Source organism: Rhizobium altiplani (assembly GCF_001542405.1).
Lineage (GTDB): Bacteria > Pseudomonadota > Alphaproteobacteria > Rhizobiales > Rhizobiaceae > Rhizobium > Rhizobium altiplani.
In genome coordinates this window covers 1-13,275 of record NZ_LNCD01000050.1, presented here as the reverse complement: position 1 = coordinate 13,275, position 13,275 = coordinate 1, and the positions used below count along the sequence as shown (strand labels likewise).

The following is a 13,275-nucleotide window of genomic DNA, read 5'->3' as shown; positions in this document are numbered from 1 at the left end:
AAGTGTTGGACGGACTGGACAGTTTGAATTTGCAGGCGCGTGGAGATAGCTTAGTTCTTTATGCGGAACCTTCGAGGCAAACCCCAATTATAACGGCATGACGTTTATACTTGCACTAATGCTGGCGATGGCGACGCCTCCCAATCCATCCGGACTGTATTCAATGGTATCTGGCATCCATCACGTGACCCTCCTGACCCGAAAGGTGCAGGCAAACGTGGATTTCTACGCGGGTTTTCTCGGCATGCGGCTGGTCAAGCAGACCGCCGGATTCGAAGACGCCACGCAGCTTCATCTCTTCTACGGGGACGGCGTTGGCAGCCCCGGCTCGTTGGTGACCTTCCTTGTATGGGAAGACGGTTCACCCGGCCGCGTCGGCCACAGCCAGATCGGTGAGCTGTCGCTTGCGATCGATCCATCGAGCATCGGCTATTGGCTCACCCGCTGCATGAGTTTCGGACTTCGCTCTGAAGGCCCGGCCGATGAGTTTGGCGAACCTGTGCTGCGGCTGAAGGACCCCGACAATATCATCGTCAAGCTCGCCGGCGCCCGTGATCTGAAGTCGCCCGCTACCTGGGACGGCGCGGGCGTTCCGGTCGAACACGCCATTCAGCGGGTACGCGGCGTCACCATGCTCACCGAGAAACCGGCCGAAAGCCGTGACTTCGCGGAGCGTCATTTCGGCTACCGCTTCCAGGAAACGCGCGGCAATATCGACCGGCTTGTCTCGGAATCGGGCGATATTGTCGACATCAGGAATGCCCAGGGCTTCTGGTCCGGCGCGCCCGGTACCGGGACGGCCGATCACGTCGCCTTCCGCGCCGTAGACGAGAAGCAACTTCACAAGGTGCACGATGCCCTGAAGGAAAGCGGCGCGTCGGCGACGAACCTGCACGATCGCAAGTATTTCGAATCGCTCTATGCCCGCGAGCCAGGCGGCACACTGATCGAATTGGCGACAGACAAGCCCGGCATGATGGTGGACGAGCCGCGGGCCACGCTCGGCACCAAGCTTTTCGTTCCCAAGGACCCAATCACCGATCTCAAGGATCTGAAGGTCGTACTGCCGCAATTTTCGATGCCCGGCGAGCCCCGCATCAACTACCGCGACCTGCCCTTCGTGCACCGCTTTTATACGCCGCCGGATCCTGACGGCAGCGTCTTCGTGCTGTTGCACGGCTCAGGCGGCAACGAAACGACGTTGATGCCCCTGCTGCACGAGGCTGCCCCGCGTGCCACGCTGCTTGGCGTGCGCGGACGGGCGACGGAGGAAGGCATTCCGCGCTGGTACAAGCGCATCACGCCGTTCTCCTTCGACCAGGACGATATCAAGAACGAAGCCGAGGCCTTTGCCGCCTTCATCGAGGGAGCCGTATCGTCCTACGGCCTGGATCCGAAGAAGATCGTCTATGTCGGCTATTCCAACGGCGCGAACCTGCTCAACTCGCTCCTCTATCTGCATCCGAATTTGGTGCACAAAGCTGTGCTGTTGCGCTCCATGCCGGTCCTGAAGGATTATCCGCACGCCGATCTCAAAGGCACGGATCTCTTGGTCATCAGCGGCAAGACGGATGCTTACGGCAAATATGCCAGCGACCTCGAAACCCGGCTGAAACAATCGGGAGCGACCGTCGACTCTGATGTCATCGCCGGCGGACACGATCTCGGCGACGCTGATGTTTCGATCATCCAGAAATGGCTGGCACAGCAGATCAACTAGCTCGGAACGGCTTTTTCGCAGGGGCGGCACCGGCCCTGCCTTCCCCTGCATTCATGCACCGACGCGCGCGGACACGCCCGCAATTCCGTCCTTTTGCGGCGTTCGGAAGCAACGTTTCAAAGCAAAGACAAACAAGCCTTCACAAACTCGCGCTTGACGATAGCGAACAAAGGTCTGCTGTTCCCGACGGTTGTACCTTTCTGCTTCGTGCTAAACGTCAGCAACGAACGCCACTGCGCAAAGGCCCTCGGTTATTTGTTATTCATGAAGACGTGCCCGTCTCTTTTCCAGAAATTGAAAGGCAATGCCATGACTGTTTGCAACACTTATACGGCGTAAATATATTTCGACGCTGCCGTATTTTTTTATACAATATACGTCGACATCTTTACATATCTTTTCTCAATTTGATCATACTATATATTTTTGAAACTAGAATTATGAATTATTACGAATTATTTCCACTTACATTATCCCCGGAATTCAGCATTTATCTTTTAAATCTATATTTAGATTGTCTTGAACGATACAGAAGGCAAGAAATTACCACATTCGTCTGCGAACTGCTCCAACTGTTCTATTTTGCTGCAGCGCAAAATGCTCCTTGCCGAAGCGGGGTCCCAGCCCTATCCTCGCCTCGACATCGATCGCAGAAGGGGAATTTGCATGCCTCCTCGGCCCGTGGACATCAGCCTGATCATCTCGTCGAGAAATCGGGCCTATGGACTAACGAACTGCCTGGATGCCGTTTCTATTGCCGCCCGCCAGGCAGACTATCTGAGACTTGAACTGGTCTTCGTGGACAATGGCTCCACGGACGAGACGTCGGACGTCGTCCGCCAATGGGCGTCGACCGCGCCGATCAAGACCAACTTGATCTATGAAGCGAAACCCGGCCTCGCCGTCGCCCGCAACACGGGCCTCAACGCCGCGAGAGGCCGTGTCCTCGCCTTCACCGACGACGACTGCGAGATTTTCCCCGACTATTTCAGCACGCTCGCAGCGCTTTTCAGTTCGGATACCGAGATGGTCATGCGCGGCGGGCGGATCGAGCTCGGCGACACACGCGACCTGCCGGTCACGATCAAGCCCGAGATGGAACCTGCGGTATTGAGCAGCGAGCTGCATGCCGGCGGCTTCATTCATGGCGCGAACATGGCGTTTCCCCATGGGCTGGTCGAGAAGATCGGCTTTTTCGATACTCGCTTCGGGGCGGGCTCCCCTTTCCGCTCCGGTGAGGACACCGACTACGTGCACCGCGCCTTCAATGCCGGCGTGCGTGTCGAATATCTGCCGGATTTTGCCGTCAAACACTTCCATGGACGGCGTGAACTCGCGGATATCAAGCGTCTCCAGACCGGCTACGCCTTCGGCAACGGAGCGCTGTACGCCAAATATCTCTTCGATCGCCGCTCGAACATGCGCGGCATGCTGCGCTGGGAAATCCGCCAGGCGCTCATGGAGGCCATCGGGCGCCGAAAACTCAACGAGGAACTTGGCCTGACCTACCGCAGCCAGCTTCGTGACAACCTGACCGGCATGCTCGCCTACTGGCGAGCGCCGAAGGCAAAGCAGCCCGCCTGAGGTTTCGCTTCGCCGCCAACAGAATCACCGCGCGACTCTTCGCGAGCCAAATTCGATTGGATAATGCATGGCCGATACGGCAATTGCGCACGCCGAGCTTAAGAAGAAAACCGCACTTTCCGTCCTCTGGTCGGTCATTCGCGTGGCCTGGAGCACAATCGCGACCTTCGTGATCTTCGTCATCCTCGCACGCATTCTCGGGCCCGGCGATTTCGGTACCTTCGCGCTTGCGAGCCTCTTCGTGGAAATCGGCCGCGTGCTTGCCTATGCAGGCCTCGGCGATGCGGTCACGCGCCAGCTTGATCTCGACGAGGAGCTTGCCGATACCGCCTTCTGGGCGACGATCGCCTTCAGCGCCATCGTTGCCTCGCTGGTGTTCTTCTTCGCGCCCTACTACGGCGATCTGGTGCGCGATCCATCGGTTTCAGGCATTCTGCGCTGGCTGGCACCACTGCTTCCGATTTCGTCGCTGGCCGTCATCCACAATGCGCGCCTTGCCCGTGAATTCGGCCACAAGAGCCTCGCCGGGCAGGCAATCGCCGCCAGCCTGCTCTCAGGCATCACCGCAGTCGTCTGCGCCTTTCTCGGCTGGGGCGTCTGGGCGCTCGTTGCGCAGACCGCGGTGAACGCCGCCGTGACCGTGCTCCTCGGCTGGTTCTACTATCCCTGGATGCCGAAGTTTCGCTTCAATGTGCCGATGTTCCGGTCCGTTTTCCTCTTCAGCATCAGCCTTGTCGTGACTCAGCTGATGTGGATGCTGCTTGCCCGCGTGCAGGATATCTTCATTTCGCGCTGGTTCGGCCCGGTCGAAGTCGGCCGCTATCGCATTGCCTGGCGGCTGATCGAGCTGATCGGCCAAGCGGTGCTGGCCCCGATCGGCAGCGTATCGCTCGTCACGTTGTCGCGCCTGCAGAACGACCACACGGCCTTCCGCAACGCCTACAACAAGATCGTCGGTGCAGCCGCGCTCGGAACCATCCCGCTGCTGCTCGGCTTCGGCGCCCTGTCGAACGACATGATCGCGCTGCTCTTCGGCAACAAGTGGGGCAATGCCGGCGATATCGCCACCGTCCTCGTGCTGATGGCGGTTCCCTTCGTCACGAACTTCTTTGCCTCGTCGGCGCTCTCGGCCGTCAACCGGGCGGAATCGATCCTGTCCGTCGCCGCCCTGCAGCTCGTGACGACGCTGATCCTCACCTGGCTGCTCGTCCCCTACGGCGTTGTCGCCGTTGCTGCGGGCTATACGCTGCGTGCCTGGCTGACGATGCCCTATCAGCAATATGTGCTTCAGCGATACGCGCATATCGAATCCAAAAGCACGCTGAAGGCCGTCGCCCTGCCCTTCTGCGGCGCGACACTGATGGCCGTCTGCGTGTGGTTCGCGCATCCGGTCATCGTAGAGCACATTCAAAACCGCTGGCTCGCGCTTGGCCTTAGCATCGGCCTGGGCGGACTGATTTACCTGGCGTTCCTGCCGATCTTCGGCCGCTCGGTCATCCGCCCTTACATCGCGCTTGCCATGTCCCTCAACCCATTCCGCAAACAGGCCGAAGCCTAGCCGCTTGCATGGACCCGAGTGTCCGTAAACAAGGAGCATTTCATGGAATCCAATATTACGATCATCAACCGCCTGCAGGGCGTGATCGCCAATTGCCTTTCCGACCTCTTTGATCCGTCCGAGCGTTTTGCGCTTCTCGACTTCCCGAACCACTACAATATTGGCGACAGCGCCATCTGGCTCGGCGAGCTTGCCTATTTCGACAAGAAACGTACGCGCCCGACCTACGTGACCGAGATCCCGACCTATGATGAAGACCGGATGCTCGGCGCGATCAGCAGCGGTCGCATTTTCCTGCACGGCGGCGGCAATTTCGGTGACATCTGGGCCGGCTACCGCCAGTTCCGCGAAGGCCTGCTCGACAAGCACAAGGGCCGCCCGATCGTCCAGATGCCGCAGACGATCCATTTCAAGGAGCAGGCAAATGTCGACAGCACCGCGCGTGCGATCGAGCGCCACGGTCAGTTCACGCTTCTCGTTCGCGACCAGCGAAGCCTGGAATTTGCCCAGCGCTGGTTCCAGTGCGAAACGCGGCTTTGCCCGGACATGGCCTTCTGCATCGGTCCGGTCACTCGACCGACGCCGCAGCACGAGCTGCTGCTCAATCTGCGTGAGGACCAGGAAGTCGGCACCGCACAGGACCTGACGGCAGCAACCTTGCGTCCGGGTACCGTGAAATCGGACTGGCCCGACGAGCCTGCCGATTTCCAGCGCCAGACGAAGCACGCCGCGATCCTGAAGGGCCTTCTCACCGGCCGTATCGGCGGCCGCGCGCGGATGACGGAGCTTGCCTATCGCGAACGGGCGCAGCAGCGTTTCGACCGTGGCGTCGCCCTGCTGAGCTCGGCGCGCCAGGTCATCACCGATCGCATGCACGGGCATATCATGTGCGTGCTCTTGGGCGCCGATCACTGCGTTCTCGACAACAGCTACGGCAAGACGAGCAGCTTCATCGAGGCCTGGGGCACCTGCAACAGCGACAAGGCGGAGCTTGCCTCAACGGTCGACGAGGCGCTCGCCATCCTCGATGCGCGTCGCGTCGCCGCTGCGGCCGCCGCCTGATTTGAGATCAGCCTCGCCGGGCAACCAGAATCCCGGCGAGCACCACTGCCCCGCCGACCGCCTGCATCGGGCCGATCGGTTCGCTGAGCAGAACCCAGGCGAGGATTGCCGCCACGACCGGCTGCAGCAGCAGCGTCAGTGAGGAGAAGGCGGCCGGCAGATAGGCGAGCGCATAGGCAATCGCCACCTGCCCGCCCGCGTGGCTGACGAAGGCAAGACCGAAGACGATCGCCCAGCCATAGGCCGTCGGCGGTAGCATGTGGCCTTCGTAGAAGAAGCCGATCGGGAAGATGCAGACAGCAGCCGACGCCGTGCTCCAGAGCATGATGCGGACCGTATCGAACCGGCTGCGCAGCTTGCCGATTGCCAGGATGTAGCCGGCATAGAACACGGCTGCGATGACCGCGACGCCATCGCCGCTGAGGTCGCCATTGCCAAGCGCCGCAGGACCGCCCTTCAGGACAACCACGCCAGAAAGCGCCAATACCAGCCCGAGAACGAAGACACGGGTAACGACTGCGCCGAAAAACAGAAGCCCGATCACCGTGACAAAGACGGGAGCCAGATTGGCAAGCAGCGTCGCATTGGCCACCGACGTCATGGTGATGGAGAGGTGCCAGGCCGCGAGATCCATGGCGAGCAGGACACCCGGCACGACCAGCAGGGCATAGTCGGATAGCTTTTCAGGCTTCGAGCCCGCATCCTTGCCCTTCGCAAGCGAGAATATGAAGATCGGGATCAGCGCCAGGGCGACGCGCCAGAAGGCCGTCGCCATCGGCCCGACTTCCGACAACCGCACGAAGATCGGCGAGCCGCCGATCGCCGCGCCGCCGAGGATCAGGGCGGCGAGGGGAAAACGGTTGGATGCGGGGGTTTCTGCGACGGTGGAAGCGGCCTGCGACATTAGCTCTCGATGCGTTCTGACCGCCTGACGACCGGCGGCGAGCAACGGACCTATCAGAAGCGATGGTGTTGTGATAGCCGAGGAGCGACAGGGGCAGGCAAAAGCGCAATCTTATTGCCCGCCGATGCGAATTTGCAGCACCGAGCCTATCAGCCGGAAATGACGGTCGAGAATTCAGGCGCCCCGCGAATTGTGTTGCTGACCGTGCAGATTTCTTCCGCCGCATGGGCGATCTTCATGCGCGTCTCTTCATCGAGGTCGCCCTTGATCGAGAAGGCGATGTTGAATGTCTGGACACGCGACGGGCCTTCGCTTGCCTTCTCGCCAGTAACGTCGGCCGTGATCTCCGTGATCCGGTCGAGCATGCCCATCTGGCTTGCGGCAATGCGCGCGCTCAGGACCAGGCAGGCTGACAGCGACGCATAGAGGAGGTCAAGCGGATTGAAGCCAGGTTGCGAGGCGCCGGTGACGATATCGAGCTCACCCTTGGTGGCCGAGGTGACATGTGGAAAGCCGGTGCGACCAAGAACGGCGGTTGCTCCAACGGGACGGGGACGAGCCTTGAGATCGGCGGCCATGAGAAAATCCTTTGGTGATGACAGCCTGTGCTAGATAAGGATTTTGATTGCCCGCGGCAATGCGCTTCAGCTCCGGCGAAGGGGCGGAAACAGACCACTCGGGTGATTCGGCCGACTCCAATCCGTCCGCTCGTCAACCTCAGTTTCCCATCCCGATTTCTAAGGATAGCCCCAGGTCAGCTTCAAAGTGCAATATAAGCTTGCACTAAAACAGAAACGACTCAATGGAGTTATCCATGCGAACACTTGCGGCTGTTCCTGATGCACCCAGCGTCGTCCTCGATGCCGAACCCTTCGGCTATGTCAGAAAAGTCTACCTCGACGACGAAGCCTGCTGGGGCCTGTTCGATTCCGATGGCGATGTGATCTTCGTCGGCGACGCTGCCGGCGATTGCCACGAATACGCGGCGAAGGAACAGATCCGGATTCAGATCGTCCATTGAACGTGCGTGCGACGGGCTCGCAATTAAAGCGACATCGATGTCCGGCGACGAGATGCGCTGGGCGGAGTACCCGGCAGGGTGGCTACCCTGCCAGACGCTGCATTGGACAGATCAGCGATATGACGGCGCCGGCGGTGTGAGTACCACCTTTTCGCTGGAGAAGATGATGAAAGCGAACAGCAACACGCCGACGAAGGTGATGACCGACGCGAGAGCGACGATCGGCTCCATGGCCGTATTGCCCTGAAGCATGAGATAGAGCGCCGGCACCATGAGCGCGATGCCTGCCGTGTATACGTAATACTGGATCATCGCGAGACGCTTCTCGGCCTTCTGGGGATTGAGGGCGTGGTAGCCGCCAAAGATCGCCATGGTCACCCAACCCAAGAGATTACAGTGCGCATGGGCGCCGATCACGCTATGATCCTGCGAGATCGCCATGTTCAGCCCCATGAGGATGCCGATAATCAGAAATATGACTGCCGTCCTGAAGTATAGCTGCGATATGCGTGGCATAGAGTATCCCCCTCCGTTTGCGCTGACAGTATTATCATTCCGCAATAGAATTGAGAACGGCGGCCGTCCGAGATTTAACCTTCTGAAGACCATTTTGTTACCGTTGCGGGAGACCGCTACGCGCCGCAACACTCCCCGCCCATCGCATCGGCATTTCACCCCAGAAGATTGGCAAATTCTTAAGCATTTCCTTAAACACATTTCGACTATTCTGCCTCGTCGGCACATTCGCGGAGAGCGAGATGAGAGACATTTACAAACCCTTCGTCGCCACTGATGACCCTGACCGGGACATCCGCTGCCAGGACGCGCTGCAGTTCGCCTTCCGCGATCTCGTCGCGGCATCGGTCGATGCGGGCTGGAGTGAGCACGAAGCGCTCGAGGCGATCGCTACGCTTGCGGACGACGGCCTACGGCGGATCGGCGCCAATGATGACGCCCAGACGCTGCTCGATGTGCTGCGAAGGATGGCTTAGTCGAAGCAGGCAACGCACCCTTCGCGATGTGGGCGTTTGCGGCGTGTGCAGAAGAAACGGCTAGCATAAGTCGAAAGCTGCCCCTCGCGCCAGCAGGAATCCTTCTTGACTATTTGAACTAATCGCGAGGACTATCTTGAACCTTGGGTGTCGGAATCTCGTTTAGCCAGTCGTCTTCAAGACAGACACGCTATGGAGAACAAAAATGGCCATCACCATTACCGCCTTTGAACGGTCGCCCGATCGCGGGAGGGCTTTGGCGCGCGACATGCGCGTTCGCTGGGCGCTCGAAGAAGTGGGCCAGCCTTACGACGTTCGTCTTCTATCGTTCAAAGCGATGAAGGAACCCGCGCATCTCGCGTTTCAACCTTTCGGGCAGATTCCGACCTATGAAGAGGGCGATCTCGCCCTGTTCGAGTCGGGGGCGATCGTGTTCCACATCGCAGAGCGCTATCCGGGCCTGCTGCCTGAGGATACAAATGCCCGGGCACGTGCGATCGCATGGATGTTTGCCGCGCTGAACACGATAGAGCCGCCGATCGTCGATCGCGAAGTCGCCAGGTTCCTGGAAGGCGACCAGCCATGGTATGAGCAGCGCCTACCCATGATTGACAAACGCATTCGCAAGCGAATGAGGAAACTTTCCGATCGGCTTGGCGATGCCGACTGGCTCGACGGGAACTTCAGCGCCGCCGACATCCTCATGGTGACGGTGCTGCGCAGATTGGAAGGATTGGGCATGCTGGACGAATACCCGAACCTTTCCGCCTATGTCGCCCGCGGCAAAGCGCGGCCGGCATTCAAGCGCGCCTTCGACGCCCAACTGGCGGTTTTCGCTGCAGCATCGGCTGACTGAGAAAGATCCACTTTGGGCCCTGCCTACCACCACGCCTCAGCACGTGAGCCGGGCGACGGTAAAGGCGGAGGCTGATGACCTGCCTCAGTTGGCGGTCAGCAAGCCATCGGCGTTGAGCGTTCTCCATCGGGCCGGCTCAGCGATGACGGGTCTGGGCGACGAGTGATATGTCAATTTCGGTTTCAGCGATCCAGGAGCGGTCAACGGCAATATCGACATGGTTCCTGGCCGCGACACGCTCTACACAGAGGGCAGGAGATCCCGAGTCCCGTCAATATGGGCGACGGCGCCGATTGGGCCGCTGTCACGGGAGGCACCCTGTCGTCGAATTTCGCGGCAGGAGCCGGTGCGGACCAACTCATTTGGGCCGGCGGCAAACGAGTTCCGGCCACGCAATGCCATCGCAAGATACCGATTGGCACCGGACGTCCTTCAGCACGGTGGCAATCGTCTCAATTACGTTGTCATCAGTGCAGGTCCAGGATGAGTTGCTGGCCTTTGATCACAGGCAGAGGGCGACCGATATCGATCTTGCCGAAAACGCGTTTGCGGCGCTCGGCATCGCGCTCCCGCTCCGCCCGGCTTGCGGCGACGGCAGCAAGGGCATTCGCGATAACCTGTTCAGTATGGGTCATGAGAACCTCCATGGAAATGTTCCTATTTTGTTCTTCATTTGCGACAGCGTCAAGGGGCGTATTTCAAGCCGTGCAAGGTACCGCTCCACCGGCTCCACACAAAGACAATTTCGCCGTCAAGTGTTCGTTCGCATGCGCCAGATGGGGTGGTAGATTGTTTCCTCTACACGAGTTCAACCGCTGCAGGGAGAAACCCATGCGCAGACTTCGGATGCTCATACTGATAGGGTTCGCCGCGTTTGCTTCGGCCTGCACAACAACTCCGCAAAGTTCAAATCGCGGAGATTTTCAGTATCAACCGCGGTATTCCGTGAATCCTGCCTGTGCACATGGCTTCAGACCGACAAACGCGTTGTCGTGCGGTTACTGACCGGGGCTGGCCAATTGAGGGCGAACTAGGCGGCCAAGTCGTCCTGCGTCCGCCTTCGTGGGCCAGCCTAGCTGCACGCTGTGCCAAAGAGGTTTCCCGTGCGGGTGGCCTTACGACTGGTGCGTCACTGCTGTGGAGAAGCCAATGATCTTCGTGGCAGCCGGAGGTACTACATCCACACCGCGATTTTCCTTAACCGCATGACCCAAACGGGTCATGCGGTTGTATTGCCTCAACACTAAACTCCGGTCCGTTAGAGGGGGGGGACGGGGTCTGCCGCAGCGGGTGGACGAATGGTGAGGCGTTTTGTCGTCTGTCGGTGGGAGGAAGTGGGTCGCCATCGCAGCGACTGACAGAACAACGACCATCATTCCTGACGCATGCCGCCATGGGCAGACCCTTCCCAACTGATATGGAAAATCGGGAAATTCCCGGAAGTCGCGGATGCATACCGCTTGGCGTCACCCAACTTCCGGCATGTCAGGCGACATGTAAAACTGGTCCGGTAGCGACACCTAAAACTGGTCCCCCTTTTACACCTTAGGAGGGACTGATGGACGTCGAGACAGGTACGAAGATCTCCGCGAGATTGGCGCGGAGAGAAGCGATGCTCGAACCGGACGAGGTGACTGCGATGCTGCGGCTCAAGAAGCTGGGTTGGGGCACTAGGCGGATCGCGTTGGAGCTTGGCTGCTCTCGTACGACGGTGCAGCGATATATCGAGACGGGTGGCTGGCGCGGGTATCGACGAGCCCGCAGGGAAACGCAACTGTCAAAGCATGAGGCGTGGGTTCGTGAGCGGTTCTTTCGCCATGGCGGCAACGCTGATGTCGTGCGGCAGGATCTGGGCCGTGAACTCGGCATCGAGGTCAGCCTCCGCACGGTTGAGCGGGCTGTCAGTGGGTATCGCCAGCAGCTTGCGGCGCTAGCGTTGGCGACAATGCGCTTCGAGACCCCGGCCGGTCAGCAGATGCAGATTGATTTTGGCCAGAAGAGAATGGAGATCGGAGGCGAGAAGGTTCGGGTCTACATCTTCGTGGCGACACTTGGCTACTCGCGTCGCACGTTCGTGACTGCGTTTCTTCACGAACGTCAGTCTGCCTGGTTCGATGGCATCGAGGCAGCGTTCAGGCATTTTGGCGGTGTCACAAGCGAGGTCTTGCTCGATAATGCTGCGGCATTGGTGACACGGCACGACGCGGTGACGCGCGAGATTGTGTTCAACGATCGACTGCACGCCTTCTCTCGTTACTGGGAGTTCCGTCCTCGCGCTTGTGCGCCATACCGGGCGCGCACCAAGGGCAAAGACGAGCGCGGCGTCGGGTATGTGAAGCACAACGCACTTGCCGGACACAGCTTTGACAGCATGGAGGCGCTTCACCGGCATCTGGCGTGGTGGATGCGCACGGTTGCCGATCTTAGATGCCATGGCACGACAGGCGAACCACCACTCGAGCGCTTTGTTCGCGACGAAGCTGCGACGCTACGTCCACTAAACGGCAGGCCTCCATTTCGTCAGATTCGAGAGCTGCTGCGCAAGGTTCACGTCGACTGCGCCGTTGAAGTCGACACCAACGCCTATTCGGTCCCTTCGCGGCTCATCGGCGAGATTGTCGAGGTGACAATCAGCGGGGGACAGGTCCGCGTGTTCCATGCTGGACATCTTGTCGCGAGCCATGCCGAGGCACACGGTCGTCATCGACGTCTGACGGATCCCGCCCATTTTGCCGGCGTTAGTGGCTTCGGCATGCCTGTCAAGCAAGCCGCGGGGGCCGATTTCCCGGCTCCCAAGCTACCCGACCTTCTTCGCCCGCTGTCGGAATATGAGCGGCTAATCGGAGGGCAATGGTGATGATAGTTGATCATGACACGCTGATCGGCTGGCTGAGCCGACTGAAGCTGACGGCCATCCGCGATCAGCTCGACAACCTCCTTGACGAAGCGTCACGGGCCGACTTTACCATCCGCGAGACACTCGCATTCCTGTGCGAACGCGAGATTGCAAGGAAGGACGAACGACGCATCATCATGGCGATGAAGATCGCGCATTTCCCGCATGTACGAGATCTCGAGGGATTTGATTTCGAAGCGCAGCCCAGTATCGATCCGCAACAGATCCGAGAACTTGCCACCGCCCGTTGGGTGGCAAATGGCGATGCATTGCTGCTTCTTGGCCCGCCTGGCGTTGGGAAGTCCCATCTCGCGATCGCGCTTGGAAGAGAGGTCATCCGCCAAAACTACACGGTGCTGTTCACTACGGCGCAGGCATTGGTTGCAACGCTCGTGAGAGCCCATGGCGAGGGACGCCTGGAAGAGCGGCTCGCGTTTCTTGCCAAGCCCAAGCTGCTTATCATCGACGAGCTTGGCTATCTTCCGTTCGACCCCAACGCCGCCCATCTGTTCTTCCAGCTCGTGTCCAGGCGCTACGAGCGGGGTGCAATGCTCATCACGTCCAACCGCAGTGTCGGAGAATGGGGAACAGTGTTCGGCGAACCAAGCATCGCAGACTGCCGCTATTGTCGACGGGGTGGTGCATCATGTGACTATCATTGACCCGCGCCACGGCCTTGCGG

12 protein-coding genes and 1 pseudogene are annotated in these 13,275 nt (G+C 59.7%); 9 read left to right on the top strand and 4 right to left on the bottom strand.

Going from position 1 to position 13,275, the window contains the following annotated elements; all coding sequences use genetic code 11:
- The first annotated feature begins 97 nt into the window (after positions 1-97).
- The 4 genes from AS026_RS10325 to AS026_RS10310 all read left to right on the top strand — a co-directional run bounded on the left by AS026_RS10325 (position 98) and on the right by AS026_RS10310 (position 5,924).
- The gene (locus AS026_RS10325) at positions 98-1,720 is read left to right on the top strand and encodes a VOC family protein (protein WP_025660323.1); all 1,623 of its coding nucleotides are present in this window, start codon (positions 98-100) and stop codon (positions 1,718-1,720) included.
- 666 nt (positions 1,721-2,386) lie between these two features.
- The gene (locus AS026_RS10320; protein WP_062369617.1) at positions 2,387-3,304 is read left to right on the top strand and encodes a glycosyltransferase family 2 protein; all 918 of its coding nucleotides are present in this window, start codon (positions 2,387-2,389) and stop codon (positions 3,302-3,304) included.
- A 67-nt stretch (positions 3,305-3,371) separates the two neighbouring features.
- The gene (locus AS026_RS10315) at positions 3,372-4,862 is read left to right on the top strand and encodes a lipopolysaccharide biosynthesis protein (RefSeq protein ID WP_062369597.1); all 1,491 of its coding nucleotides are present in this window, start codon (positions 3,372-3,374) and stop codon (positions 4,860-4,862) included.
- 42 nt (positions 4,863-4,904) lie between these two features.
- The gene (locus tag AS026_RS10310; protein WP_062369596.1) at positions 4,905-5,924 is read left to right on the top strand and encodes a polysaccharide pyruvyl transferase family protein; all 1,020 of its coding nucleotides are present in this window, start codon (positions 4,905-4,907) and stop codon (positions 5,922-5,924) included.
- A 7-nt stretch (positions 5,925-5,931) separates the two neighbouring features.
- Here the strand turns inward: AS026_RS10310 and AS026_RS10305 are convergent, their stop codons facing one another.
- Positions 5,932-6,828: a DMT family transporter gene (locus tag AS026_RS10305; protein ID WP_062369595.1), complete on the bottom strand. Its 897-nt coding sequence runs from the start codon at positions 6,826-6,828 to the stop codon at positions 5,932-5,934.
- Positions 6,829-6,977: 149 nt separating this feature from the next.
- A complete protein-coding gene (locus AS026_RS10300; RefSeq protein ID WP_062369594.1) occupies positions 6,978-7,406 on the bottom strand; it encodes an OsmC family protein in 429 nt (142 codons plus the stop codon).
- 236 nt (positions 7,407-7,642) lie between these two features.
- Between AS026_RS10300 and AS026_RS10295 the strand changes: the two genes are divergently transcribed.
- Complete coding sequence (locus AS026_RS10295) at positions 7,643-7,849, top strand: hypothetical protein (RefSeq protein WP_018117010.1); 207 nt, start codon at positions 7,643-7,645, stop codon at positions 7,847-7,849.
- A gap of 111 nt (positions 7,850-7,960) precedes the next feature.
- Here AS026_RS10295 and AS026_RS10290 read toward each other — a convergent pair whose 3' ends face one another.
- Positions 7,961-8,365 (bottom strand): heme-copper oxidase family protein, encoded by a 405-nt coding sequence (locus AS026_RS10290; protein WP_018117009.1) that lies wholly within the window; start codon positions 8,363-8,365, stop codon positions 7,961-7,963.
- 242 nt (positions 8,366-8,607) lie between these two features.
- Here AS026_RS10290 and AS026_RS10285 point away from each other — a divergent pair, with 242 nt between their 5' ends.
- Together AS026_RS10285 and AS026_RS10280 are read left to right on the top strand one after the other, a co-directional pair.
- Positions 8,608-8,841: a hypothetical protein gene (locus AS026_RS10285; RefSeq protein WP_025660329.1), complete on the top strand. Its 234-nt coding sequence runs from the start codon at positions 8,608-8,610 to the stop codon at positions 8,839-8,841.
- A gap of 205 nt (positions 8,842-9,046) precedes the next feature.
- On the top strand, positions 9,047-9,697 hold the full coding sequence (locus tag AS026_RS10280; protein WP_062369593.1) for a glutathione S-transferase family protein: 651 nt from the start codon (positions 9,047-9,049) through the stop codon (positions 9,695-9,697).
- Between the two features lie 467 nt (positions 9,698-10,164).
- Here AS026_RS10280 and AS026_RS42285 read toward each other — a convergent pair whose 3' ends face one another.
- Positions 10,165-10,332 (bottom strand): hypothetical protein, encoded by a 168-nt coding sequence (locus tag AS026_RS42285; protein WP_167354892.1) that lies wholly within the window; start codon positions 10,330-10,332, stop codon positions 10,165-10,167.
- A 923-nt stretch (positions 10,333-11,255) separates the two neighbouring features.
- On the opposite strand from AS026_RS42285, the gene istA reads away from it, so the two are divergent.
- A complete protein-coding gene (istA, locus tag AS026_RS10270; RefSeq protein ID WP_062369591.1) occupies positions 11,256-12,554 on the top strand; it encodes an IS21 family transposase in 1,299 nt (432 codons plus the stop codon).
- Positions 12,551-13,275 (top strand): annotated as a pseudogene (istB, locus tag AS026_RS10265) (IS21-like element helper ATPase IstB); the annotation flags it as partial. The gene istA and the pseudogene istB, both read left to right, overlap by 4 nt.